Here is a 24,280-nt window from a genome sequence, read left to right as displayed (position 1 = left end):
TTATGCCTGGGTCAGGGCCGCGATGACGGCCAGCACCTGCGCCCGGGCCGCGGCGAGTCCGGCGCCCGTGTCGATGACGAAGCGGGCGCGGGCGCGCTTCTCGGCGTCGGGCAGCTGCTGCTTCACGATAGCCGAGAGCCGCGCCTCCGTCATGCCGGGACGGGCGAGCACCCGGGCCTTCTGCACAGGCTCGGGGGCCGTCACCACCGCCACGGCGTCGACGGCGGCCTCGCCGCCCGTCTCGAAGAGCAGCGGGATGTCGAGCACGACGAGCTCGGCGCCGGCGCGCCGCGCCGCATCCAGGAAGGCGGCGCGCTCGCCCTGCACCAGCGGATGCACGATGGCTTCGAGGCGGCGCAGCACGGCCGCGTCGTCGAGCACGCGCTGGCGCAGGAGTTCGCGGTCGACCGCGCCGTCCCGGACGACGCCCGGGAAAGCCGCCTCGATCGGCGCCACGGCGACGCCGCGATACAGCGCGTGCACGGCGGCATCGGCGTCGAAGACCGGAACGCCCGCGTCGCGGAACATCGCCGCCGTGGTCGACTTGCCCATGCCGATCGAACCCGTCAGCCCCAGGATCACCACGATCGCCGCTCCCGCTTGCATCGGCACCGAGCATCGGCGCTAAAAGGAAGCGGGGCAACGCAGGATCCGCGCCACGGCCGCCGCGGGATCACGGGGAGACACAGCCATGAACGGAGCGGACCGCCTGTGCGACACGCTGCTCGGCAACGGGATCGACGTGTGTTTCGCGAATCCAGGCACGTCGGAGATGCATTTCGTGGCGGCGCTCGACCGGCGCCCGCAGATGCGCTGCGTGCTGGGCCTCTTCGAGGGCGTGGTGACGGCGGCGGCGGACGGCTACGCCCGCATGGCCGACAGGCCCGCCGCGACCCTGCTCCACACCGGGCCGGGCCTCGCCAACGGCCTCGCCAACCTGCACAACGCCCGGCGCGCCCGCACTCCCATGGTCAACGTCGTCGGCGACCATGCCGCCTACCACCTCGCCTATGACGCACCGCTGACCAGCGACATCGACAGCCTCGCCCGGCCCATGTCGCATTGGCTGCGCCGCTGCACCGGCCCGGATGACGTCGGGCCCGCCGCGGAGGCCGCCATCGTGGCGGCCCGGACCCATCCCGGCATCGCCACGCTGATCCTGCCCGCCGACAGCGCCTGGGGCGAGGTGGCGGCCGCCGACATCGCGCCCGTGGCGGTGCCGGCGCCCCGCCCGGTGCCGGACGCGCGCATCGCCGCCGCCGCCGAGGCGATCCGCCGGGCGGGTCCGCGCGCCGGCCTCCTGCTCGGCAACATGGCGCTGCGCGCCGGCGCCCTGGAGACGGCCGGCCGCATCGCGGCCGCGACCGGCGCCAAGCTCTTCTCCCCGGTGCAGATTTCCCGCCTCGAGGCGGGCCGCGGCCGCGTGCCCGTGACCAAGATCCCCTATGCGATCGACCTCGCGCTGAAGTGCCTCGCCGAGGTCGACGTGCTGGTGCTGGTGGGGGCGCCCGAGCCCGTGGCCTTCTTCGCCTATCCGGGCAAGCCGAGCCGGCTGCTGCCGGACGGCGCGCCGGCCCTGCCCATGGCGGAGCCCGGCGACGCCCTCGGCGACGCGCTTGCGGCCCTGGCCGACCGCCTCGGCGCCCGAACGCCGCTGCAGGTGCCGACACCCGCTCCCCTCGAGGGCGTGCCCGAGGGCGACCTCACGGATGCGGCCCTGTCGCACTCCATCGCCATGCTGTTGCCCGAGCGGGCCGTGGTGGTCGACGAGGGGTTGACGACGGCCCGATCGGTCTTCGAGCTGTTCAAGCGCGCGCCGCCGCACGACTACCTCATGCTCACCGGCGGGGCGATCGGCATGGGGCCGGGCGCGGCGGCCGGCGCCGCGCTGGCGTCGCCGGGGCGCAAGGTGGTGGCGCTGCAGGCCGACGGCTCCGGCATGTACACGCTCCAGGGCCTCTGGACCCAGGCGCGCGAGAAGCTCGACGTCGTCACGATCATCTTTTCAAACCGCTCCTACGCCATCCTGCAGCGCGAGATGCGCAACGTCGGCGTCAACCAGTTCGGCGAGAACGCCCGCCGCATGATGCAGCTCGACGATCCCGCGCTCGACTGGGTGGCGCTGGCCAACGGCATGGGCGTCGAGGGCGCGGCCGTCGAGACCGCGGAAGGCTTCCACGCCGTTCTCGACTACGCGCTCGGCCGCGAGGGGCCCTTCCTCATCGAGGCCGTGATGGCGTGAAAGCCGATATCGCCCAGGATTGCGGCCAGACCGCCCGGCATGGGGCCTTGCCGCGGGCGGACTTGACTGTCAGGACCGAGCCCCTGATCGCGCAGAAAGGATGCAGACCCGAACCATGGTGGGAAAAGTCGAAGCTTATGCGGCCCTGGGCGCCGCGCTGAAGAACGAGCGCTGGGCCTGGTCGGGCCACAGCGAGGACGAGACGGTCGTGGTGGTGACGCTCTGGGCCGACAAGCTGCGCGAGGTGCCGGGCGGCGGGACGCGCTACGACCTCTTCGACGCGCCCGACCTCGACGCCTGGCGGACCAAGCGCGGCAACCGCGAGCGGATCCGCGACCTGCTCCTGGCGCGGGACCGGTGCGACGGGCTGTTCGGCGTCGTGGTCGGTCATGCCAACGAGGCCGGCGACGCCATGCTGGAAGGCTCGGTCTACGAGGCGCGGCCCGACCTCGTCATGCGCCTCATCGACCTCGACGAGGCGACGGGCGAGTTCAGCGCCGAGACCGCCTGACGGGAAGGCCGGTCGCCAGGACGGCGCCGCCGATGATCAGCCCGGCGGCGGCGATGAGCCCCGCACCGCCGGCCGCCTGGCCGGTGAGGATCAGCAGCAGCGTCGACACCAGCGGCGCCAGGTAGGACAGGGCGCCCAGCACCGGCAGCCGCCCGTGCTTGGTGGCGTGGTCCCAGGCCAGGAAGGCGAGGCCCGTGGGCCCGAGGCCGAGCAGCACCACGGCGAGCCATTGCCCGGCGCTCGGCACGACGCCGTCCTCGACGGCGAGATGGCAGGCCGCGCCCGCCACCGCCACGGTGCCGCAGACGCCGACCAGCATGGCGCTCGGCACCGCGGCGAAGCGGCGGTTCAGCACCGAATAGCCCGACCACACGAGGGCGCAGCCGAAGGCCGCCGCGAACCCGAGGGCCGCCGAACCGCCCGCCGCCGTCCCGGTGCCGCGCCCCAGCACGATCAGGGCGGTGCCTCCGAGGCCGAGGGCCGCTCCGGCGAGGTGACGGGCGCGCAGGCGCTCGCCCGGCAGCGTGGCGGACAGCAGCACGATGAGCAGCGGCCACAGATAGGCGACGAGGCTCGCCTGGGCGGGCGGGGCGGCCGACAGGGCGTAGAAATACAAGGCGTGGTAGAAGAACAGGCCTCCGAAGGCGACGAGCCAGGGCGCCGCCGGCTGGCGCAGTTCGGCCAGGGCCCCGCGCCAGGCCAGCAGCGCGAGACCGGACAGGCAGGCGACGCCGAAGGAGAGCGCCAGGAGTTCGAAGGGCGGCAACCCGCGCGCCGCCACCGTGAACAGCGCCAGCGCGGCCCAGAGCAGGATGGCGCAGACCCCGACGAGCGTGGCCCGCACCGTCCCGCGCGCATCGCCCCGCACCGTGCCGTCCATGTCGCCCCATCCCCGTCCCAATGCGCCGTCGCCGGCATAGCACGCCGGGAACAAAGGGCGATGCACGGCGTCGCATTCCGGCAAACATCAAAGAGATCGGGAGGACCCATGCCGGCTCAACTTCGTGCGGCGACCTGTGCCATGGCCTGTGCGGCGGCGCTGCTGGCGGCAGCCGCGGCCCAGGCGCAAACGCCGGCCGTCGCCCAGGACTTCCAGGCACTCGAAGCCGCCCAGAACCTCGCCAACGGCGCGCCCGGCCCCCGCGCCGTGCCGTCGAAGTCGATCCCGGTGCCCGGCGACGTCGACGGCGCCACCCAGGCGTTGATCGCCGCTCCCTACCGCACGCCCGCCTGGGATGCCGACCCGGCCGACGCCGCGGCCTGGCATGCCCTGGTCGACAAGCTCGCCCAGGCGGCGCTTCCGGGCCTCGCCAAGGCCCGGGCCGCGCTCGGCGTCACGCTGGAGCCCGTCATGCTCGGCGGCGTCAAGGGCTTCGTGCTGACGCCGCGCGAGGTGCCGGAGGCCCACCGGGGCCAGGTGATCTACAATATCCACGGCGGTGGCTACGTCTACGGCCCGGGCGAGTCCGGCACCGCCGAGGCCATGCTGATGGCGGCCATCGGCGGCTACAAGGTCGTGGCGGTGGACTACCGCATGCCGCCCGACGCGCCCTATCCGGCCGCCATGGACGATGCCGATGCGGGCTACCGGGCCGTCATCGCCGATACCGATCCCAAGAAGGTCGCGGTGGTCGGCACGTCGACGGGCGGCGGCATGACGCTGGCGCTGATGCTGCGCCTCAAGGCCGAGGGCGTGGCGCTGCCCGGCGCCATCGCGCCCGGCACGCCCTGGGCCGATCTCACCGAGACCGGCGACACCTACAAGACCAACGAGTGGGTCGACAACGTGCTGGTGAGCTACTCGGGCTATCTGAGCCACGCCGCCCAGCTCTATGCCGCCGGCCACGACCTCAAGGATCCGCAGCTGTCGCCGATCTACGGTGACTTCCACGGCCTGCCGCCCACGATCCTGACCAGCGGCACCCGCGACCTGTTCTTGTCCAACATCGTGCGGACCCAGCAGAAGCTGCGCGAAGCCGGCGTGGTCCAGGAGCTGCAGGTCTACGAGGGCCTGTCCCACGCGCAATACCTGTTCGACCCCGCCGCGCCCGTGACCCGGGACGTCTTCGGCGAGATCACGCGCTTCCTCGACGGGCATCTGGCGCGGTAAAGCAGTCCCGGCTGTCTCGGGATCGCCTCGGTGGTTCCAGGCCGCCGAGCCTGTATCCGAGTCGGAGCCGGAGTGACTTCGCCGAAGGCGACGGCGCTTCAGCCGAAGATGGTCGCCCCGGCATCCGCCGTGCCGACGGCGGCGCGGAACGGCGCGAAGAGTTCGCGGCCGCAGCCCCAGTGCGAGTCCTCGAGGTCGCAGGTCGCGGCCTCGCGCGCCGCCCATTCGTCGGCCGGCACCAGCACGTCGAGGCGTCCCGTGACGGCGTCGATCCGCACCATGTCGCCGTCCCGGACCTTGGCGATGGGACCTCCCTCGGTCGCCTCGGGCGTGACGTGGATGGCGGCCGGAACCTTGCCGGAGGCGCCCGACAGGCGCCCGTCCGTCACCAGGGCGACGCGGTGGCCGCGGTCCTGCAGCACGCCGAGCGGCGGCATCAGCTTGTGCAACTCCGGCATGCCGTTGGCCTTGGGGCCCTGGAATCGCACCACCGCCACCATGTCGCCGGTGAGTTCGCCGGCCTTGAAGGCGCGCTGCAGCGCTTCCTGCGAGTGGAACACCCGGGCCGGCGCCTCGATGACGTGGCGCTCGGGGGCGACCGCCGAGGTCTTGAGCACGGCGCGGCCGAGCGCGCCGTCGAGCAGCTTCAGCCCGCCGGTCGCGTGGAAGGGCGCCGCGGTGCCGCGCAGCACCGTCTCGTCGCCGGAGCGCTGCGGGCCGTCGCGCCACACGACCTGGCCGTCGGCACCCAGCGCCGGCTCGGCCGTGTAGGCGTCGAGCCCGTGGCCGAACACGGTCTCGACGTCGCGGTGCAGCAGCCCGTCGCCGAGCAGCTCGCGGATGATGAAGGCCATGCCGCCGGCGGCGTGGAAGTGGTTCACGTCCGCCTTGCCGTTGGGATAGACGCGGCACAGAAGCGGCACGATGTCGGCGAGGTCGGAGAAGTCCGCCCAGGTGAGCTTGATGCCCGCCGCCGCCGCCATGGCGACGATGTGCAGCGTGTGGTTGGTGGAGCCGCCGGTGGCGTGCAGGCCCACGATGCCGTTGACGAAGGCGCGCTCGTCCAGCATCCGGCCCATGGGCGTGTAGTGGTTGCCGAGCGCCGTGATCTGCATGGCGCGCCGAGCGGCCTCGGTGGTGAGGGCGTCGCGCATGGGGGTGTTGGGGTTGACGAAGGACGCGCCGGGGAGGTGCATCCCCATGATCTCCATCATCATCTGGTTGGTGTTGGCGGTGCCGTAGAACGTGCAGGTGCCGGGGCCGTGGTAGGATTCCGCCTCGGCCTCGAGCAGGGCCGCGCGGTCGACCTTGCCCTCGGCGAAGAGCTGGCGGATCTTGGCCTTCTGGTCGTTGGGCAGACCGGACGTCATGGGGCCGGCCGGGATGAACACCGCCGGCAGGTGGCCGAAGGCCAGCGCCCCGATGACGAGGCCCGGCACGATCTTGTCGCAGATGCCGAGGTAGACCGAGGTGTCGAAGGTCTGGTGCGACAGCGCCACCGCGGTCGAGAGCGCGATGACTTCGCGGGAGAACAGCGACAGCTCCATGCCGGCCTCGCCCTGGGTGACGCCGTCGCACATGGCGGGCACGCCGCCCGCCACCTGGGCGACGCCGCCGGCCTCGCGGGCGGCGCGCCGAATCATCTCCGGGTAGCCCTCGTAAGGCTGGTGGGCCGACAGCATGTCGTTGTAGGCGGTCACGATGGCGAGATTGGCGCCCGCGCCCGAGCGCAGCATGGCCTTGTCGCCGACGCCGCAGGCCGCGAAGCCGTGGGCCTGGTTGGCGCAGCCGAGGCGGGCGCGCCGCGGGCCGGCCTCGGCGGCCTTGGCGATCCGGTCGAGGTAGCGCCCGCGCGAGTCGCGGCTGCGCTCGACGATGCGCTGGGTGATGTCGCCGAGGCGGGCGTTGATGGCGCTGGAGCCGGTGCTCATGATCGTCCTCGTCGTGCGGGGGGCCGATGGGGACCGGCGCGCCCTGGTCGGGCTCGGGTGTAGCACGACGGGGCAGGGGGGCAAGCCGAGTGCGGGCCGGCGCCCGCCCGGGCCGCCAGCCTGCCCGTCTCGCTTCCGCCCCTGCGGCGGAACGCCCCGCCGTATCGATCGTTGAGAGGGAGCTAAGGCGCGGCCGACCCGGGGCGCCTCACCAGGACCGCTCCCATGACCGATGCCCAGCAGGCTCAGGACAAGCCGACCCAGCCGGCCGAATTCGACGCGGGCCGCGTGCCCAAGATCGCCTACAACCCCGTGCTCGTCGGACAGCCGGCACTGGTGACCGGCGCCAATTCCGGCATCGGCGAGGCCGTGGCGCTCGGGCTCGCCCAGGCCGGGGCCGATGTCGCGGTGAACTACGTCACCCATCCCGAGACGGCGGAGGAGGTGGCCCACAAGATCGAGGGCTTCGGCCGCAAGGCCATCGTGCTCAAGGCCGACGTGTCCAAGGAGGACGAAGTCGACGCCATGTATGCGGCGGCCATCAAGGAATTCGGCACGCTGCACATCTCGGTATCCAACGCCGGGCTGCAGCAGGATTCGCCCTTGACCAGCATGACGCTGCAGCAGTGGAACACGGTGATCGGCGTCAACCTCACCGGCCAGTTCCTGTGCCAGCGGGCCGCCGCGCGCGAGTTCCTGCGGCGCGGCGTCGTGAAAGGGGTGTCGCTGGCGGCCGGCAAGATGATCTGCATGAGTTCCGTGCACCAGCAGATCCCCTGGGCCGGCCACGTCAACTATGCTTCGTCGAAGGGCGGCATCCTGATGATGATGCAGAGCATGGCCCAGGAACTCGCGCCCCACTTCGTGCGCGTCAACGCCATCGGCCCGGGCGCCATCCGCACGCCCATCAACAAGCCGGCCTGGAGCACGCCCGACGCCTATGCCGACCTGATGACGCTGGTGCCCTACAAGCGCATCGGCGAGCCCGACGACATCGCCCAGGCCGCCGTCTGGCTGGCCTCCGACTCCGCCGACTACGTCACCGGCGTGACGCTGTTCGTCGACGGCGGCATGACGCTCTACCCCGGCTTCGCCACCGGCGGCTGAAAGCTCGGCCGGGGCTCGAGGCGCACCGGACGCGGTCATCCATGGCCGCGACCATCTCGTGGCCGTGCCGGGGCCGCTCGGCCACGAGATGGAGACCGGTGGGCCGGAGGTCGCCGTGATGGACGTCGCTGCGGGGCTCCAAGCGGTCGAGCTCGGTCTTCGACATGACGAGAAGCCCATCCCGCGCGATGTCGCGGGCCTTAAAGCAGATCGCGATCAGGTCGAGTCACCTGATCGCGTGAAGATGCTCGCAAAAACATGGCACTAGAGCTGAAGTCGCGAGCCAAGGCGAGCGGCGACGGCTTTAGCGACCGGGGTCCGACGGTCGCGCGGTGTTCGAGCGTGACGGTTGCCGCTGCGGTGGCGTTGCCGCATCATGCCACATCTTTCAGCGTCCCGGAGCACAGCCATTGGCCCGCCCCCTCGTCCTCATGCCTAAACCGATGGCGCCGCTCGTGGTCGAGGGCCTCGCCCGGGCGACCGATCTCGTGAAGCTGTGGGAGGCCGCGGACCCCGAGGCCGCCCTGGCCGGCGTCGCCGGCGATGTCGGCGCCATCGCGGTCGGCGGCCATGTGCGGGCCGACGGCGCCTTCCTGGAGCGCTTCCCGAAGCTGCAGCTCGTGGCGAATTTCGGCGTGGGCTACGACGCGATCGACGCCGCCTGGGCGGAGGCGCACGGCGTCGTCGTCACCAACACGCCCGGCGTGCTCGACGAGGAGGTGGCCGATACCGCCCTCGGCCTCGTGCTGGCGACCGTCCGGCAGCTGCCCGCCGCCGAGCGCCATCTCCGGGCCGGCAAGTGGATCGACGGTGCCTTCCCGCTCAGCCACACGCTGCGGGGCCGCACCATGGGCATCCTGGGCCTCGGCCGCATCGGCAAGGCGGTGGCCAAGCGGGCCGAAGCCTTCGGCCTCACCGTCATCTACCACGGCCGCCGGCAGCAGCAGGACGTGTCCTATCGCTATTGCCCGACGCTCGTCGGCCTCGCCGAGGCTTGCGACATCCTGGTGGTCATCACGCCGGGCGGGGCCGAGACCCGCAACCTCGTCGACGCCGAGGTCCTGAAGGCGCTGGGCCCCACCGGCATCCTGATCAACGTCGCCCGCGGTTCCGTCGTCGACGAGGACGCGCTCGTCGAGGCCCTGCGGTCGAAGACCATCCTGGGCGCGGGCCTCGACGTCTTCGCCGAGGAGCCGAAGGTGCCGCCGGCCCTGCTCGACCTCGACCACGTCGTGCTGCTGCCGCATGTCGGCTCGGCCTCGCACCACACGCGCGACGCCATGGGCCAGCTCGTGGTAGACAACATCCTGTGCTGGCAGGCGGACCGACCTCCGCTGACGCCCGTGGCCGAAACGCCCTGGCAGGGCCGCTACAAGGCGATGGCCGGCACGCCATGAGGCGAAACCCGAGGCCGCGACCGATGAAGCCTACCCGTAACGCCTCGCCCGGTCCCGCGGGGCGCCGGTCCGCCTCCCTCGCGGCGGCGCTCGCCGCCCTCTCGCTCGGCGGCGGAATCGTGCTCAGTGGCGTCGGCCCGGCCCTGGCGGCCGGCGGCGCGCCCAGCACCTGGACGCTGGCGGTGGAGGGCGGCGACCGGCAATGCCGCCTGACGCTGCGGCCGGACGTGGACGGCAAGGGCGCGCCCGTGGCCATGCCGTCGGGCTGCCGCCGGGCCTTCCCGGGCCTCAAGGGCGTCGCCTTCTGGACCTCGACGGGGGACGGCCTGCGCCTCGACGACGCGCACGGCGATGCCCTGCTGGCCTTCGACGCGCAGGGCGACGGTTTCCGCACGACGAGCCCGCAGGGCGAGCCCCTCAAGCTGACGAGCGTGGACGGCAAGGGCAAGGCCGCGCTCGACCGCGCCGCGGCGGCGGCGGCGAGCCGGGCCGAACCCGCGCAGGCCGCCGCCAAGACCGCATCCGCCAAGGCGGAAACCGCAAAGGCCGAGTCCGCCAAGGCCGAACCCGCCAGGTCCGCGGCGGCGCACAAGGCGGGTGCCGACAAGCCCGCCGAGGTCGCGGGGCGCTACGCGGTGCTGCGCGACAAGACGCGCGACACCGGCTGCATGGTGACGCTCGACGACAAGGCGCACGGGCCGGGCGCGACGCTGAAGGCGCGGCTCGCGCCCGCCTGCCGCGACCAGGGCATCGTGATCTTCGACCCGGTCGGCTGGCAGATGGTGTCGGGCCGCCTCGTGCTGACGGCCCGCAAGGGCCACACGACCGAACTCGACACCCAGGACGACGGGTCCTGGATGAACGACCCCGGCAAGGGCAAGACGCTGTCGCTGAAGCGCATCTGAGCGGCCGGGACGTCGGCGGCGTCCCTGACTCGCCTGCCGGGGCCGCCATCGCGCATCAGCCTTCCGGTTGCGGCTCCGCGCGATGGCCCAGGGCGGCGAGGGCATCGGCCATGTGGCCCGGCACCGGCGCCACCGCGCCGACCGCGGCGCGGCTCGCATAGAGCGGCACCGAGACGGCGCGGGCCAGGAGATGCAGCGTGCCGCCGGCGGCACGGTCGCCGTAGATCGGATCCCCCACGAGCGGCCAGCCCAGGGCCGCGCAGTGGACGCGGATCTGGTGCGTGCGCCCGGTGCGGGGCTTGAGTTCGAGCCAGCTGCGGCCCTCGTGGCGGCCGAGCACGCGCCAGGCCGTCTCGGCCGGCTGGCCGGCCGGGTCGACCTGCATCCACCATCCCCGCGTCTCGTCGCGGCGGCCGAGCGCGAGGTCGATGAGGCCGGACTCCTCTGCCGGCGAGCCCTCGACCACGGCCCAGTAGGTCTTGTCGATCCGGCCGGCCTTGAACAGCTGGCCGAGCTTCTGCAACGCCTTGCGGTGTCGGCCGAGGACGAGGCAGCCGGAGGTGTCGCGGTCGAGCCGATGCGCCAGCGCCGGCACGCGCGGCAGGCCGAAGCGCAGGCTGTCGAAATGCGCCTCGAGGCTGTCGCCGCCCTTGGGGCCGGGATGGACGGCGATGCCGGCGGGCTTGTCCAGCACCAGCATCAGGGCGTCGCGGTAGAGGAGGCGGGGGGCGAGGTCTATCGGCAGCACGCCCCAGGGTCTATCGGAAGCGGGGACGCGTGGCGAGCCGCGCGGGCGCAATTGAGGAAAGCGAAGGCGATGGCGGGGGACGACGATCAGGGCGGCCGGCGCAAGCCGGGGTTCTTCAAGCGGCTGTTCGGGGGCGGTGCCGCGGCGGAACCCGAGCCGGCACCGGCGCCGGAACCCCCAGCGGCGCCGCCCGCCACGCCTCCGGCTCCTGCACCGGCGGCCGAGGTGCGGCCCCCCGTCGGACCGGCTCCGGCGGCGATTCCCGAAGCCTTGCCGGAAGCCTTGCCGACGCCCGCGCCGACCTCCGAGCCAGCGCCGGCACCTCCGCCCGCCCCGGTGCCGGCCGCCCCGGCTCCGGCTCCGGTTGCGCCTCCGCCGCCTCCGGCTCCGACTGCGGTTGCGTCTCCGCCACCCCCGGCTCCGCCACCCCCGGTTCCGCCACCGGCCGAGGCCGACGAGTCCCCGGCGGACGCCTCGCAGCGCGGCTGGTGGTCGCGGCTCAAGGGTGGGCTGTCGCGGTCCTCGTCCTCCATCAAGGAGGGGATCGTCGGCGTCTTCGCCAAGCGCAAGCTCGATGCCGCGACGCTCGACGACCTCGAGGACGTGCTCATCAGGGCCGACCTCGGCATCGCCATGGCGACCCGCATCACAGGCGCGGTGAGCGGCGGACGCTACGACAAGGGCATCGACCCCGAGGAGGTCCAGGCCATCCTGGCGCGCGAGGTCGAGGCCGTGCTGGCGCCGGTGGCGGTGCCCTTCGCGGTGGATCCGGCCCACAAGCCCTTCGTGGTGCTGATCGTCGGCGTCAACGGCTCGGGCAAGACCACGACCATCGGCAAGCTCGCCGCCAAACTGTCGGCGGAAGGCAAGCGGCTGACGCTCGGGGCCGGCGACACGTTCCGGGCCGCCGCCATCGAGCAGCTGCGCATCTGGGGCGAGCGCACCGGCTCGCCCGTCGTGTCGCGGCCCCAGGGCGCCGACGCCGCCGGCCTCGCCTTCGACGCGATCCGGGAGGCCCGCGAGAACGGCTCCGACGTCCTGCTGATCGATACGGCCGGGCGCCTCCAGAACCGGGCCGAGCTGATGGAGGAGCTCGCCAAGGTGGTGCGGGTGATCCGCAAGGCCGATCCCGGCGCGCCGCACGCGGTGCTGCTGGTGCTCGACGCCACGGTGGGGCAGAACGCCCTCAGCCAGGTCGAGATCTTCTCCAAGGTCGCCGGCGTCACCGGCTTGGTCATGACCAAGCTCGACGGCACGGCGCGGGGCGGCATCCTGGTGGCGGTGGCGGAGAAGTTCGCCTTGCCGGTGCATTTCATCGGGGTCGGGGAGGGGATCGACGATCTCGAACCCTTCGCGGCCGGTGATTTCGCCCGCGCCATCGCGGGGCTCGACCGTTCCGCCGCCGCCGAGCCATGAAATCACCCGCTTCGCCGCTTTATGGGGCGGGAGTTTGCGGGTAAGCGAGCGCCGGTGGCGCAGCCCCGGGGGGCCGGGGGCCGGCCGCATGATGACAGGGACGGTATGACGACCATCGAGGACGGCCAGCAGACCGAAGCGCCCGCCGCCGCCCGGCCCCGGGGCCGCACCATCGACCCGACGCTGAAGCTCCTGCTCGAACTGGGCCCGCTCGGCTTCTTCTTCCTCGCCTCCTGGCGCTACGGCCTCCACGTCGCCACCGCGGTGCTGATGGTGGGAGTGGTGGTGACGCTGGTGGCCTCCTACGCGCTGACGCGGCGCCTTCCCATCATGCCGGTCGTCACGGCCGCGGCAGTGCTGATCTTCGGCGCCCTGACGTTCTATTTCGACAATCCGGTCTTCATCAAGATCAAGCCGACGGTGATCAACTGCATCTTCGGCACGGCCCTGCTCGGTGGCCTGGCCTTCAACAAGCCCCTGCTGCCGATCGTGCTCGATTCGGCGCTGCATCTCGACGAGATCGGTTGGCGCAAGCTGACGTTCCGCTGGGGCCTGTTCTTCTTCGTGCTGGCGGCGCTGAACGAGATCGTATGGCGCACGCAGAGCGACGTCGTGTGGTCGGGCTTCAAGGTCTTCGGCACCATGCCGTTGACGGTGGTCTTCGCCCTCGCCCAGGTGCCGCTGATCATGCGGCACGAACTCAAGACCGTCGTCCCGCCGGACGAACACTTCTAGGGCGGCCCCGGCTGGCTCGGCATCGCCTCGGCGATCCCCTGCCGCCGGAACCGCTCTCGAACCAACGCTTGAGCGGCTTCGGCCTCGGCGGGACCGCGTCAGTGCGACGCGCCACCCGACGACGCCCCGGCAGCCGCACCACCGGTCCCGCCACTCCCGGTCCCCTGTCCCGCGCCTGCCGTCCAGGTCCCGGGTGTGATGCCGGCCGATGAGCCTTGGCCCGCGATGCCTTGGCCGGCCGGGCCCTTGACGCTTCCACCCGTGCCGGGTGCCCCGCCGGCGCCGCCGGTGGGATGTCCCGCATTCGTGCCGTCGCCCGTGCCGCCGGTGGAGCCGCCGAGGCCCGTCCCGGCGACGCCGCCGCTGCCCGGCATGGTCAGGTCACGCGTGGTGCCACCGCCCGGCAACGGGGAACCCCCTCCAGGGGTCGTCGTCTGCGCGCTGGCCGCTGCGGAGGTCAGCAGCAGGATCAGTGCGGTGGTGGCGGCGCCCGACTTCGTCTTCATCGCGTCGATCTCCCCTGACAGCCGGCAAAACCGTCCGGTGCGGCCTTACTTGGTGCCGGTCACGCCCGTCCCGGCGGCCGGCGATGTTCCGACGGCCGGGGTCGTGCCCGCCGCCGGAGCCGTGCCGGTCGTCCCGCTCATGACGCCGCCATTGCCGGTGGCACCTGTCCCGACCATCGGGCTTCCCATGCCGGCGCCCGCCGTGGAGCCCGCCGCCGGGGGCGTCGTGGCCGCCTTCCCGGAGCCTTCGGTGGTGACGCCGACGTGGCCCGTGCCCCCGGCATCGCCCTGGCCGCCGTTCGAGCTGGCCGATCCGGTGCCGCCGCTGGTACCGCCCGTCTGCCCTCCGGGCGTCTGGGCCGCCACGGCGGTGACCGCTATGCCCGCCGCCAGCCCACCCAGCAGCACCGCTTTCAATGCCATGGCCCTCATGTCGCGCTCCCGTCCCCGCCCTGTCTCGAAGCGAACGTCGCGGGGTCGACATCCGTTGCGCCCGCGTCCTCGCTTCCGGCCGAGACGGCGGGGCGGAGCCAGGGCAACAACGCGCTTGCATTCGTCCGCGATCTCCGGCAAAACCCACCTCGTCGCCACGCGGCACGGATGCGGGTGTAGCTCAGTGGTAGAGCACAACCTTGCCAAGGTTGGGGTCGAGGGTTCGAATCCCTTCGCCCGCTCCAGTCGAACGAAAAAGCCGGGCTCTGCCCGGCTTTTTCGTGTCTGACAGGGTCTCTCGGCCCGTCGGGCCTGCGATGGTTCCGGGTCGGTCTCTCGCGCCGCTTGCCCTGTCGCCTATCGCTACGCGGCCAGGGGCGCCAGGATCGCGCCTCCAGACCGCGCCGGGCCGACGGCTGACCGTCCTTCGCCCGCCACGCCGGTGCAGGCCCCGCACACACGTCGCGCATGGAAAAGAGATCGATGAAGGGTCGAAGGTGATGTGATGGCGGCACTGGTAAGCCGCTGGAGATCATGGTCGGAGTGATAGGATTCGAACCTACGACCCCCTCGTCCCGAACGAGACGGATCATGTCCGATATCAGGGACTTAGCCGATCTTGGGCCGTGAAACAGTACCCTGAGATACCTGGAAAAACCCGGCCATTTCCTGCCGTCTGTCCCCGTGTGTCCCCGCCCACATGGACAATGCGGCCTCCGGACCCCGGAATCGAAAAGGCCCGCCGGTCACCCCGGCGGGCCTTTCGTTCTTCTCATCATCCCCGCACACGAGGGCGGGACGATCCCGAGGACGGGTTCGGCGTGGTGCACTGCGGTTCATCCCCAGGCCGACCGATCACCGGCCCGGGACAGGCTCAACCTAGGGCGCAGCGCCCCCCGCGTCACCTGATTTGGTCCGCGCCGTCTCCTCCTCGACCAGGGCCGACACCAGATCCGTGAACCCGGTGATCCCGTCGAGCCCGCGCGCGGCGATGAGAGCTTCGGCCTTGGCGAGGGTGGCAGCCGTCAGGGAAAGGGTGCGATGCATCCTCGCCTGCCGCCGTGCCCGCGTCGCGGCGTTGGCCCGAGCGATGCCGGCGAGGCGGGCCTCCTCGGGCGTGGCGTACACGCGGGGACGGCCGCGGCGGGGCTTCGGAGGCGTGTCGTCGGTCACTTGGGCCGCATCCCCGTATCGTCGGTGGCCGCCTCCATACCATGGACCTCGGCATGAGTGCAGGCCGCGCCGTCGTGGATCTCCCACCGGTCGAACGACCGCTTCTCGACGACCTCGATGAGCGCAACCGTCGCTGGGTAAGTGTCCAGGTCGGACACGGCCTCCTTGAAGGCTTGCTTCGCCTGGGTATCGTCGTCGAATCGGCTCAGGCAGAGGTTGCGTATCTCGTCGATCGCATGGGCACGGGCGTCCTCGACCGTGACGCCTGCGCCGAAGATAAAACCGGTAGCGCGCTCGAAGGTCACGAAACCCGTGACCCGTGAAGGGGCGTCGGTCGCCTCACGGGCGCGGGCGTGCTGCGCCTCGATCTCGTCTTGGATGCTCAGGCCCGTGACCTCCAAGGCCGGATGCAGCCTCACTCGGAATGCCTGCCTGGGAACGTCCTTGAGGTAGTTCGGGGCGTACGTCCCGCTCACAATGCGCACCCGTGGACTGAGCACGTCGTCGCCGTCGACCTCATAATTGTGCGTGGGCGTCCGGTAGCCCGTCATGTCGTCCTCCTGTGCCTGGGCTCCCTGGCCCTCGCCGGTGCCGCCACCCGACCGGGCAGGCGGCAATGCGAGGGTCAGGCGGCCTCGGCAGCGGCCTCCGTGTCACGACGGATGGCCTGCTCGGCGAGATCGAGCGCTTCACCCTCCGGGTTTGTCAGCGCCTGCCGATAGGCCAGCACCTGTGCCTCATCCTCGGCCGGCTCCCAGGCCAACACGCGGTTCGGATCCTCGGCCGGGCCGTAGAGCAGAGTGACGCTGGAGGGCGTTACCGACAGCCCCACCGTGGCCTCGATCCCGAGCCGCGCGGCATCGGCTTCGGAGAGGTCGAGCGTGGTGACGTAGCAGCCGGGCGACAGGCGGTCATAGCGGGGATCGATCTCGATGCCGCGCTCGACGGCCTCGTCGATGTCGCGCGGGTCCGGGTAGTCCATGTCGGGCCAGTGGATGGCAGTCGTCGTGTCGTGGTCGGTCATGATGATGTGCTCCTGTCGCGTGATGGCGACCCCTCAAGGGGAAGAATGGCGGGCCCGCGCTGGCCCTCGTGGATGCCGTCACCGTGGCGGCGGCATCACCGAGGGTCAGGTCAGGCGAGATAGACGGGATGCGACGATGCCCGGTAACCGGCACCCATGGCTCTGCCCACAGCGGCGCTGCGCTCGATCTGGAATTGCCGATCGACCTCGTCCGCCGCCTCGTCCCAGGTCAGCGCGATGTCGCAGGATTCCGTGATCTCCAGGTGACGCGCGACGGCCTCGTCGAATTCGTCGAGGGCCTGAATGGCGACCTCGTCCGAGACGCCGCCCACGTATTCGCTCTGCATGGAGGTCTTGTAGGCGTCGATCCGGGACTGGGTGATGCGGCTGCTTGTCATGGTCGTGTATCCCTGTGCTGGTTGTGTCGGGGCCTCGGGCCCTCGTGGATGCGGCGCCCTGGCGGAGGCCGCATCACCGAGGGTCAGGTCAGCGGCGGGCGACCTCGTCCGCGAACGCCTTGCTGACCATCTCCTCGTCCTCGTCGAAGAAGTGCTGACCAGCCTCCTCGGCCAGCTCGCGGGCCTCCTCGACGCGCGCGTCCAGTTCCTTGTTGAGCGCCCTCAGTTCGGCGTCCGTGTAGCCCTCGGTGTTGTCCTGCGAGGAGTAGAGGATGCCCATGGTCGTGTGTCCCTGTGCTGGTCGGTGGTGTCCGGCGGGTTGTCCGTCCGGGATGAATTAAACATAGGCCGTCAGCTTTAATTCGTCAACGGGAGATTAACGCTGACCGCCACTATTTTTCGGAGGTCCGCCGACGCCCCTTGGGCTCGGGCCGCTCACGGCCCCCGAGCGCGTCCATCACGCGATCCATTTTCGTCGGATCGGCGTGTTTGTAGACGCGATCATAGACCTCTGGCGACATGCCCGCGTAATCGCAAATATCGGCGGCGGGTACGCCCCACTGCGATAGCAGAGTGACGCCGGTGTGCCTGAGTGTGTGCCGCACGATCTGCTTCGGGTCGCCGTCGTCGCGCAGGAACAGGTCGGGATAACGGACTCTCGCGCGCTCGACGCACTGCTCGAAGGCCTTGCGACAGTCCACCGGCCTGCCCTTGTATTCGACCAAATACTTGTTGCCGGGAATGACGACGCCGTTCCGCGTCCGATCCCGCGTCCGCCAGGTGAGCCAGCGGACGAGTTGATCGGATAGCGGCACCTTGGGCGCCCGCTTGAGCTTCTTCTCGACCTCACCCTTGGCCAGCCGCCAGTAAAACTTGTTCTTGAGGTCGATCCAGGGCCGCCCGTCCTCGCGCTTGTAACTCGCCTCGAATACGCGGGACGCACGGGTGCACGTCAGTACGCTCACGACGATGTACGGCACTAGATGACGCATGCGATATCGCGTCGTCCTGACCATTTTATACGTCTTGTCGCCCTTGGGCCCGTGCGGATAATTCTGTTGATCCGGTTCGTTCCACGCTGTTTTGATCAGGGCCCAGACCTCATCCTCGGTCAGGTGGTCGGGCCTGCTCGGGCTCTTGTCCGGCATCTTGACCCTTGGCATGTGGGTCAACTTTTCATCCTCGACCATGCTGTTGCCGGCCGCGCGCAGGTCTTCCAGGCACCGCCTGCCGTACGACTGAGTGCCCGCGTGGGCCACGAACCCGTCGCACCAAGCGTTGTCGATCGCGTCCAGGTGGTCGTCCTGGGCGTAGTCGAGGATGAGGTCCCAGCGCAGGGCGTACTCGCCCGGCCGGGCCATCAACGGACCCTTCTCGCTAAGGGCGTACGTCATGAGATCCGCGATCGACAGTTCGGAAGGCGTACGCTTGGTCGCCCTTAGGCGTCGGCCGAGGGCATCGGCTTCAGCTTGGGCTTCGGCGGCGTCCCGAGCCGTGACGTACGCGGCGAGTTGGCCTTCAGCGTCTCTGACGCTTCCTTCGCCGAGGCCAGTCGGGCGCTTGATCCGCTGGCCATCGGCGCCGGTGTCGTAGATGTACCAGACAGGGGTTTTTCGAGACCTGTCGAGGTGGAGGCGGGCGGGTTTTCGAGCCACAGTGCAGAGCCCTCGATCCACTGGTCGATCCAGCGGGGCGTTGTGAGGATGTCGCGGACGGGTGCGTAGGCGCGCAACGGGTTGCGCTTGCGATGGACCGCTTTGTAGAGAGCGCGCTTGTCGAACAGGCCCCGGAGACGAGGCAGTGTCGCCGCCTCGTCCAGCGGAACCAGATCGTCGGGACCGGGGTCCATGGAGATCGTGTCGACGACCAGTTCGAACCGGCCCTTGCCCTCGGGCGGGCGCGGGCTCACGGGATCACCATGTCGAGCGTCATGAGCGGCACGCCGCGGTGCTTGCCCGTCAGGTTGAATTGGACGTTCGGTAGAGCGTTGAGCCCCTCCCGGGCCTCTCGCAGCCGCTCGGTCGTGAGCGTGCCGTGTTCGAGGGACCCGGGCGCCAGGCCGAGGATCTCGTGGACCTCGGTGAGGAAGAGCGTTCGCTGGTTGGCCGCGACCTCGATGTCCTCGAGAATGCGGCCGCGCTCGCGGGCGTCCGCATGGCCGAATCCGCTCTCGCGGATGGCCTTGGTCGTGACGCCGCGCTCGTGGCGGCTGTCGTTGGATGGATGAGTGCGCACGTGGATGCCCCATCAAGGGGCCGGAGCGTCCAGCTTACCGCGCTGCGCTCCGGCCGTTGATGAAAGGTTGGGGTAGTTCAGCGATGTGGAGTCGCCATGGACCCATCCCGTGCGGGGCCCGATTTACCGATGTCGTTGACTGTCCTACCGAGTACACTGCAGGTGTTACTGCATTCCACGTCTCGGGTCATAGGCATGGCAGGGCCCGTAATCCCCACCTCGCGCATATCCTCTCAAAAGCGCTGGTCAACCACAGGGCCGCCCGAAGCGGCCTTGGGAAGAACCTACACGTACCTTGGCGTACCTGCCAGAGCCGCGTGTCGCCCTGGTTAACGCCCCGTTGCCCGGTCAGTCACGCGGCGAGCCCCAGGATCGAGCGCAGGTGCTCCGGCACCTGTCGGGGGTGGCGACGCAGGAGTCGCATGCCGACGACCGCGCGGGGAGCGTCCAGCACCGTCTCCTGAGCCAGGACGTGACCGGGCTTCGACGTCGCCGGGCTCCAGCCGACGCCGTTCGACTCCGTGGCGAGGTCATCATCGAAACGGGTGATGTGCTGCACGGCCGCGAGCACGGCGGCGCGGACTTCCGCATCCTCCACGGCGACGAGGTCGGCCTCTTCGACCTCAGCGGCGGCCGTCGCGACCTTGGACTGGGCGGCGACGACGGCGCTCTCCGCCCGCGCGATGAGATGCTCTGCCGCCGCCCACTGCCACTCGACGAGCGAGGGTGCGTCGAGCAATTCGCGCACCTTCAGGCCGGCCTGCGGGCTCCACGCCCAGCCGACCGCCGCCTGCGTGGACCTCAACCGAGCGTGGACCTCAACGGTTCGCTCGGCGATGTACGCCTGTCGTTCGGCCATGGCGACGTCGCGACGGCGCTGATCCTCCTGGCCGGCCCGCAATGCCTCGGCCATCACGCCCAGGTCGACCGCGCGACCGTCGCCCCAGTGCAGGACAATGACGGGCCGGCGGGCGGGAGACATGTCGCTCTCGATCGAGAATCCGTGAGGGCGCAAACGGGAGCCGCTGGTGCTCCACGCGACGATGAATTCCGTGGTCACCGGAGCGCGATGGAGGCGACGGGCGCCGCGCGAGGTGGTGATGACGCCGCGATCGTCCCAGTGGAGGTCGAAGACCCGGGGGGCGTCGGGGAACGTGATGCCGTGATGAACGATGTCGACCATGTGGGTGATCCTCGTGATCAGAAGGGTAACTCGCCTTCGAGCATGAACGGCCCATAGACGGGCGGTTGGCACACAGGGCGGGGCGGGATGGTCATGACGCGCCGTGACCCACCGCTCGACGACACGACCGAGGCCTGCACCGCCGGACGCTCCGGCTCGATCACGGGCTCGTCGTTGGGAAGCGGTGGCACGCCGAGGCGCGTCGACCGGCGCGCGGGAGCGGGCTTCGTGACCGCGACCGTGGGCCTGGACACAGGCGCCATGGGCTTGTCGTCGGGCAGTTTCGGCACGCCGATACGTGAAGGGCGGCGGACGAGGGGTCGAGCGATGTCGGGCATGTGAACCTCGGGGGGTCGCGTCAGGGGCGGTCGGGCATACGATCGACTAGGGCAGCGATGAGATCTGAGGTGGTCCGGAACCCACCGTGGACACGGTGGCGGTCGAGCCGGCCGGCTTGGACCGGCGTCAAGTTAAGGTATCGCTGGACGAGCCCCCGACTTCGCTGCTCGCGCTTCTTGATCCGATCCCGCTCACGCGCGCGACGGCTGCGCTCCTCGACGGGGAGCAGAGGCCTTCCGCGAGGCCGCTGCATGTCGTCATCGCTCATGCCGACCTCCCACGCGCTCGTTCGGCACGGAGGGCGGCGAGCAGCGGGTCGCCATCGGGCACGAGGACGATTTCGTCTTCATCATCAGGATCGGGAAGGCGCCCTTCGGCCCGGAGAAGGACGAGGTTACCGCGTACGCTCTCGACACCGACGCCCATCTCCCGCGCGATCTCCGCATGCGAATAGCCCTGGCCGATCAGGTGAACGACCAGGGTGTTGCGCTCCTCGGGCCAGGGCGCGAGCTTCCGCGACGCCATCAAGGCGCCTCGTGCACGCAAGCGGGAGAGGCGAGTCTGCACGGAGACAACAGTGCGCCCGAGCACGCGGGCGATCGACGCGTCATCCGCGCCGGCATTCCGCATGCCGATAGCTCGCTGCTCTTCGGCGGGGCTCCACGACGCCCCCATCATAGCGCGTCCTCCCGCAGGCGGAGCGGCCGGGCCGAGGCGCGGTAGGCAGCCCGGTGGGCACGACACCATGACGAGCGGCCCTCGGTGGGCAGGCGGCAGCACTCGCCTTCGTCGCCGACGATAGCGCGGCACTCGCGCTCACCGAGGGTTATGAGCGACGGTAGGTCGTCAGGCATGACGGTGACGACCGGGGAGATATCACGGCGGGCCGCAGGCATGGGCGTGCCGATCGTGGCGGGGCGGACGCTCGGCACCGGGAGCACGGGCCGCACCGGAACGATGTCGGCAGGCCGGTCCCTGCCGCCGGGCACGCGCGCGGGCCGCGTCGGGACAGGTAGGCCGGCCTGGCGAGCCCTGTAGATGTAGCCAAGCACTGAGGAACGCGACACGCCATGCGCTCGCGCCACTGCCGCAGCAGACGCGCAAGCGAACGCCGCGATGCACGCCGCGCGCCTGTCCGCAGGCGTCGGGGGAGTCCAGTCGAAAAGGTCGAGCTGCGAAGAGTTCCGTCGCATGTGAGGGATCCAACTTGCCGAGCAGGATTAATGTAACCTTCCTGAAGGCTATAAACAATCGTGTCCCCTAAAAAATGTTCAGTTCCGTGGCGTTATCATTTTCTCAACTGAGCAACAAGGCAGACCAAAAGTGAACATTGTTCACTTTTTACCTTCGGTTGTGGCTGTGACATGCCCTGTTACGTCCCCCAAAAAATATTTCGTCGCTTGCTAGGACGCGGCGCATTTTAGGCTGGTCACCTAGGAGGTTCATTACATGTTCCGTTTCTTGAAGGCGTTATTCAGCGGCGTCGCGCGCGGTCTCGGTTGGGCCCTGCAACATTCGCTCGGGCTCTTCGGAGATCTCATCCAGTCCCCGCTCGTCGCGTGGTGGCGGCATATCTGCCCGCCGCCGGTGCAAGAAGAGGAGTCGACGGCCGACGTGTTGCGGCAGGTCGCTGGCATGATTGCGGGGCAACAACAGGGCGCCGAGCACCAGGCCGAGACCGAGAGGCCCGCACCCAGGCCGGCGCGCCACGTGCCACAGGCGGTAATGCAGCGCCGCCTCGAACGCGCTCTGGCCTACACCCAGGCTGTCATGACAGGCGATCGGTTGCCATCACTGGACAACGTCGGCGTCGATCTGGCGCGCGAACTCGGCAAGCTCCGCACACCTGCCGATGCCGAACCGATGCACCGGGAGATCATGCAGGCTCTCGGGATGAGTGCAGCCGGATGGGAGCGGCCGCGTCGCGAGGTCCTAGCGCCCGGACCGAACCACGACGAGACACCGGCGCTTCGGTACGCCTGAGCGTGGTCACATATAGAGAAAGGGCCGCCCATCGCTGGGCGGCCCTTTTCGTTTCGAAGCGGTGGATCAAGCCGGCCTTAGAGGTCCAACAGGATGCGGATGTTTCGCTGGGCAACCTGGACCCGAGCACGCTCCAGGAAAGCGTCGTGGATCGTGGCCAGGGATGCGCGCTGGCTCGCCCGGGCCCGGTCGTATCGAATGCTCGCGACCGCCGCATTGACGCCGGCCTGAATGGCGGCACCGGCAGCGTAGGCGGCGACGCCGACGTTGATCCTCTCGCTCATGGCCCGCTCCTTCGCTCGACTCACCTGACGCTGCCACACGACCGAGCCGCCGTCGAGCGCGTCCTCACAACGAAGTGAACGGTTTCCACTACCGACGCAGTCTGCCCTTTCAAGGCTGAGTGGCACCGTGGTCATCGACACCAACGGAGGCCTTCGCCATGCAATACACGATCCCGACACCGCACGATCGCCGTCGCGGCTCGTCCATGTACCGTGCAGCGCCTGGGTACGCCGAGGCCGATGCTATTGAGGATCGGCTGGAGCGCCAGCGCGCGCTCGACGCCGTCCGCCACGCCGCCGACCGTGCCGAGCGTCCCAGCGTGGTCCCGAGCGCGCACCAGGCCGCCGCGATCCTTGCCGATGCCATAGGCCTGGCACTGGCCGACCCTGAGATCCGTGACCGTCTCGCGACCCGGCTCGGACATCACATCCGGCGCGCGACGAGGGCCAGGGGCCTCGATCCCCGTCACGCCGAGACCAAGCGCGTCCTGGGCCAGAGGATGAGGCCGAATCCGTTGGTGGAGGAGGTCGAACGCCGCGAACGCATCGAGGCGGAAATCGCGGCGGCCAAGCGCGCGCGGATGGCAACCTATGAGGACACGATCGCGCTGCTCGCCGCGCTCCGTGACGACGACGACGCCCAATAGCCGATTGCATCTGAAGAGATGAGGGAGTACATGGCCTAGTACCCCATTACCTCCGACGATTACATCTGTAGACTGCGAGGGCCTCGGAGGTGATCCGAGGCCTATTCTGTTTCCGACATGTCGCTCGCTCGATAGTGTTGACCTACATTCGACTGGAACCGACCAGACTTCGACGGGAACGGACCAGCCCTCGACGCGACCCGACCATCACCCTGCCGGCGCGATCGCCCCGCCGGTCGCGACCTTGGGCCGGCGCGCGACGGCCTTGAGCGGGCGAGCGTGGACCTTCGCGGCCTTGAACCATAGGCCGGTGACGTGTTTCGAGCGGCGCGACGACACGCTGCCGTCGACCTTTACGGTGGACGAGTGCTCGGTGATGTCTGTGAATCAGCGCCGAACTTTGACCCCACTCCTTACCCGCGCCAATCCGCTGTAATGGCAGAAGAAAACCATGTTGGGATGGGGTCACGATCGGCGCCGATCGTGACCCCATCCTAAAAGGCGAATCTACGAACTTTTACAGAAGGTTGAACGTGGAACTGAGAGGGGCCAAAGTTCGGCGCTTATTTACAGGCTTGCACGCTCGTGGTCGCCGGGGTCACGGCCTACCAGACCCTCAAGGACGCGGGACGACTGCAACCGGGCGAGGCCGTGTTCCTGCCGGGCGTCCTAGGCGGCGTCGGATCCTATGCCCTTCACCTGGCGAAGGTGTTCGGGGCCGGGACGGTGATCGCCGAGGCTAGCACGGAGGAGCGGCGGAACGAGGCCCTGCGGCGCGGGGCAGACCACGCCGTCGACTACACGTCCGACGCCTGGCCCGAGGAGGTGAGGCGCATCACCGGGGGGCGCGGTGCGGACCTCGTGCTCAACATGACGGGCGGGGCCATCTTCGAGCAGGTAACTACCCACGGGGTGTGGAGCTTGGCTGAGCGGCGTCAGGCGCCGATTGTGCCCAGCACGGTGCTGAACGTGTC

31 protein-coding genes and 1 tRNA gene are annotated in these 24,280 nt (G+C 70.2%); 13 read left to right on the top strand and 19 right to left on the bottom strand.

The genetic code is table 11. The features are described from left to right. The gene (coaE, locus tag D3272_RS15700; protein ID WP_129220302.1) at positions 1 to 585 is read right to left on the bottom strand and encodes a dephospho-CoA kinase; all 585 of its coding nucleotides are present in this window, start codon (positions 583 to 585) and stop codon (positions 1 to 3) included. Between the two features lie 106 nt (positions 586 to 691). Here coaE and D3272_RS15695 point away from each other — a divergent pair, with 106 nt between their 5' ends. Continuing rightward, complete coding sequence (locus D3272_RS15695) at positions 692 to 2,242, top strand: acetolactate synthase large subunit (RefSeq protein WP_129220158.1); 1,551 nt, start codon at positions 692 to 694, stop codon at positions 2,240 to 2,242. Positions 2,243 to 2,342: 100 nt separating this feature from the next. Next, positions 2,343 to 2,753 (top strand): hypothetical protein, encoded by a 411-nt coding sequence (locus D3272_RS15690; protein ID WP_129220157.1) that lies wholly within the window; start codon positions 2,343 to 2,345, stop codon positions 2,751 to 2,753. Here D3272_RS15690 and yddG read toward each other — a convergent pair. Continuing rightward, positions 2,734 to 3,699 (bottom strand): aromatic amino acid exporter YddG, encoded by a 966-nt coding sequence (gene yddG / locus D3272_RS15685; RefSeq protein ID WP_342634188.1) that lies wholly within the window; start codon positions 3,697 to 3,699, stop codon positions 2,734 to 2,736. The genes D3272_RS15690 and yddG overlap by 20 nt on opposite strands. A 42-nt stretch (positions 3,700 to 3,741) precedes the next feature. On the opposite strand from yddG, the gene D3272_RS15680 reads away from it, so the two are divergent. Then, positions 3,742 to 4,863: an alpha/beta hydrolase gene (locus D3272_RS15680; protein WP_129220156.1), complete on the top strand. Its 1,122-nt coding sequence runs from the start codon at positions 3,742 to 3,744 to the stop codon at positions 4,861 to 4,863. Between the two features lie 98 nt (positions 4,864 to 4,961). On the opposite strand, the gene edd is transcribed toward D3272_RS15680, so the two are convergent. Beyond that, a complete protein-coding gene (edd, locus tag D3272_RS15675; protein WP_129220155.1) occupies positions 4,962 to 6,794 on the bottom strand; it encodes a phosphogluconate dehydratase in 1,833 nt (610 codons plus the stop codon). Positions 6,795 to 7,019: 225 nt separating this feature from the next. Here edd and D3272_RS15670 point away from each other — a divergent pair, with 225 nt between their 5' ends. The 4 genes from D3272_RS15670 (at position 7,020) to D3272_RS15660 (ending at position 10,203) form a co-directional block, all read left to right on the top strand. Beyond that, positions 7,020 to 7,901: an SDR family oxidoreductase gene (locus D3272_RS15670; protein WP_129220154.1), complete on the top strand. Its 882-nt coding sequence runs from the start codon at positions 7,020 to 7,022 to the stop codon at positions 7,899 to 7,901. A gap of 115 nt (positions 7,902 to 8,016) precedes the next feature. After that, positions 8,017 to 8,169, top strand: a complete 153-nt coding sequence (locus D3272_RS27370; protein ID WP_165361377.1) for a hypothetical protein — start codon at positions 8,017 to 8,019, stop codon at positions 8,167 to 8,169. Between the two features lie 175 nt (positions 8,170 to 8,344). Then, entirely contained in the window at positions 8,345 to 9,298 is a 954-nt protein-coding gene (locus tag D3272_RS15665; protein WP_245496602.1) for a 2-hydroxyacid dehydrogenase, read from the top strand. A gap of 23 nt (positions 9,299 to 9,321) precedes the next feature. After that, positions 9,322 to 10,203 carry an AprI/Inh family metalloprotease inhibitor gene (locus D3272_RS15660; protein WP_165361376.1) on the top strand — a complete coding sequence of 294 codons (882 nt, stop codon included), beginning with the start codon at positions 9,322 to 9,324 and terminating at the stop codon, positions 10,201 to 10,203. A gap of 55 nt (positions 10,204 to 10,258) precedes the next feature. On the opposite strand, the gene D3272_RS15655 is transcribed toward D3272_RS15660, so the two are convergent. After that, positions 10,259 to 10,903 (bottom strand): RluA family pseudouridine synthase, encoded by a 645-nt coding sequence (locus tag D3272_RS15655; RefSeq protein ID WP_129220300.1) that lies wholly within the window; start codon positions 10,901 to 10,903, stop codon positions 10,259 to 10,261. A gap of 117 nt (positions 10,904 to 11,020) precedes the next feature. Between D3272_RS15655 and ftsY the strand changes: the two genes are divergently transcribed. Further along, positions 11,021 to 12,367 (top strand): signal recognition particle-docking protein FtsY, encoded by a 1,347-nt coding sequence (gene ftsY, locus D3272_RS15650; protein WP_129220151.1) that lies wholly within the window; start codon positions 11,021 to 11,023, stop codon positions 12,365 to 12,367. A 105-nt stretch (positions 12,368 to 12,472) separates the two neighbouring features. Then, the gene (locus D3272_RS15645) at positions 12,473 to 13,102 is read left to right on the top strand and encodes a septation protein A (RefSeq protein ID WP_129220150.1); all 630 of its coding nucleotides are present in this window, start codon (positions 12,473 to 12,475) and stop codon (positions 13,100 to 13,102) included. Between the two features lie 98 nt (positions 13,103 to 13,200). Here D3272_RS15645 and D3272_RS15640 read toward each other — a convergent pair whose 3' ends face one another. Then, positions 13,201 to 13,608 carry a hypothetical protein gene (locus tag D3272_RS15640; protein WP_129220149.1) on the bottom strand — a complete coding sequence of 136 codons (408 nt, stop codon included), beginning with the start codon at positions 13,606 to 13,608 and terminating at the stop codon, positions 13,201 to 13,203. Between the two features lie 45 nt (positions 13,609 to 13,653). Further along, positions 13,654 to 14,040: a hypothetical protein gene (locus D3272_RS15635; protein ID WP_165361375.1), complete on the bottom strand. Its 387-nt coding sequence runs from the start codon at positions 14,038 to 14,040 to the stop codon at positions 13,654 to 13,656. Between the two features lie 170 nt (positions 14,041 to 14,210). On the opposite strand from D3272_RS15635, the gene D3272_RS15630 reads away from it, so the two are divergent. Beyond that, a tRNA-Gly gene (locus D3272_RS15630) sits at positions 14,211 to 14,285 on the top strand. 634 nt (positions 14,286 to 14,919) lie between these two features. On the opposite strand, the gene D3272_RS15625 is transcribed toward D3272_RS15630, so the two are convergent. From D3272_RS15625 to D3272_RS28520, 12 genes are all read right to left on the bottom strand, one after another. Next, the gene (locus tag D3272_RS15625; protein WP_129220147.1) at positions 14,920 to 15,213 is read right to left on the bottom strand and encodes a hypothetical protein; all 294 of its coding nucleotides are present in this window, start codon (positions 15,211 to 15,213) and stop codon (positions 14,920 to 14,922) included. Next, positions 15,210 to 15,764: a hypothetical protein gene (locus D3272_RS15620; RefSeq protein WP_129220146.1), complete on the bottom strand. Its 555-nt coding sequence runs from the start codon at positions 15,762 to 15,764 to the stop codon at positions 15,210 to 15,212. Before D3272_RS15620 ends, D3272_RS15625 begins: the two co-directional genes overlap by 4 nt. 74 nt (positions 15,765 to 15,838) lie before the next feature. Then, the gene (locus tag D3272_RS15615; protein WP_129220145.1) at positions 15,839 to 16,237 is read right to left on the bottom strand and encodes a hypothetical protein; all 399 of its coding nucleotides are present in this window, start codon (positions 16,235 to 16,237) and stop codon (positions 15,839 to 15,841) included. 110 nt (positions 16,238 to 16,347) lie between these two features. After that, the gene (locus D3272_RS15610; RefSeq protein WP_129220144.1) at positions 16,348 to 16,635 is read right to left on the bottom strand and encodes a hypothetical protein; all 288 of its coding nucleotides are present in this window, start codon (positions 16,633 to 16,635) and stop codon (positions 16,348 to 16,350) included. 88 nt (positions 16,636 to 16,723) lie between these two features. Next, positions 16,724 to 16,915: a hypothetical protein gene (locus D3272_RS15605; protein WP_129220143.1), complete on the bottom strand. Its 192-nt coding sequence runs from the start codon at positions 16,913 to 16,915 to the stop codon at positions 16,724 to 16,726. Positions 16,916 to 17,027: 112 nt separating this feature from the next. Continuing rightward, the gene (locus D3272_RS15600) at positions 17,028 to 18,029 is read right to left on the bottom strand and encodes a site-specific integrase (protein WP_129220142.1); all 1,002 of its coding nucleotides are present in this window, start codon (positions 18,027 to 18,029) and stop codon (positions 17,028 to 17,030) included. Positions 18,030 to 18,073: 44 nt separating this feature from the next. Continuing rightward, on the bottom strand, positions 18,074 to 18,544 hold the full coding sequence (locus tag D3272_RS15595; protein ID WP_129220141.1) for a hypothetical protein: 471 nt from the start codon (positions 18,542 to 18,544) through the stop codon (positions 18,074 to 18,076). Further along, a complete protein-coding gene (locus D3272_RS15590; protein ID WP_129220140.1) occupies positions 18,541 to 18,870 on the bottom strand; it encodes a hypothetical protein in 330 nt (109 codons plus the stop codon). Before D3272_RS15590 ends, D3272_RS15595 begins: the two co-directional genes overlap by 4 nt. Positions 18,871 to 19,222: 352 nt before the next feature. Further along, complete coding sequence (locus tag D3272_RS15585; protein WP_129220139.1) at positions 19,223 to 20,053, bottom strand: hypothetical protein; 831 nt, start codon at positions 20,051 to 20,053, stop codon at positions 19,223 to 19,225. Positions 20,054 to 20,070: 17 nt separating this feature from the next. Next, positions 20,071 to 20,391, bottom strand: coding sequence for a hypothetical protein (locus D3272_RS15580; protein ID WP_129220138.1), 321 nt, complete (start codon positions 20,389 to 20,391; stop codon positions 20,071 to 20,073). Positions 20,392 to 20,656: 265 nt separating this feature from the next. Next, positions 20,657 to 21,070: a hypothetical protein gene (locus tag D3272_RS15575; RefSeq protein WP_129220137.1), complete on the bottom strand. Its 414-nt coding sequence runs from the start codon at positions 21,068 to 21,070 to the stop codon at positions 20,657 to 20,659. Continuing rightward, a complete protein-coding gene (locus tag D3272_RS28520) occupies positions 21,067 to 21,585 on the bottom strand; it encodes a GcrA family cell cycle regulator (RefSeq protein WP_487343528.1) in 519 nt (172 codons plus the stop codon). The genes D3272_RS15575 and D3272_RS28520 overlap by 4 nt, the downstream gene beginning before the upstream one ends. Before the next feature lie 256 nt (positions 21,586 to 21,841). Here D3272_RS28520 and D3272_RS15570 point away from each other — a divergent pair, with 256 nt between their 5' ends. After that, positions 21,842 to 22,375, top strand: coding sequence for a hypothetical protein (locus D3272_RS15570; RefSeq protein WP_129220136.1), 534 nt, complete (start codon positions 21,842 to 21,844; stop codon positions 22,373 to 22,375). Between the two features lie 77 nt (positions 22,376 to 22,452). Here the strand turns inward: D3272_RS15570 and D3272_RS15565 are convergent, their stop codons facing one another. Further along, positions 22,453 to 22,659 (bottom strand): hypothetical protein, encoded by a 207-nt coding sequence (locus D3272_RS15565; RefSeq protein ID WP_129220135.1) that lies wholly within the window; start codon positions 22,657 to 22,659, stop codon positions 22,453 to 22,455. Positions 22,660 to 22,817: 158 nt separating this feature from the next. Between D3272_RS15565 and D3272_RS15560 the strand changes: the two genes are divergently transcribed. Next, positions 22,818 to 23,306, top strand: a complete 489-nt coding sequence (locus D3272_RS15560) for a hypothetical protein (RefSeq protein ID WP_129220134.1) — start codon at positions 22,818 to 22,820, stop codon at positions 23,304 to 23,306. Positions 23,307 to 23,891: 585 nt separating this feature from the next. Then, positions 23,892 to 24,280 (top strand): zinc-binding dehydrogenase (locus D3272_RS15555; protein ID WP_165361374.1); only part of this gene is annotated, 389 nt, incomplete at its 3' end.

This window comes from Lichenibacterium ramalinae (genome assembly GCF_004137085.1).
Classification (GTDB): Bacteria; Pseudomonadota; Alphaproteobacteria; order Rhizobiales; family Beijerinckiaceae; genus Lichenihabitans; species Lichenihabitans ramalinae.
This window is presented reverse-complemented; position numbering and strand designations above follow the sequence as displayed.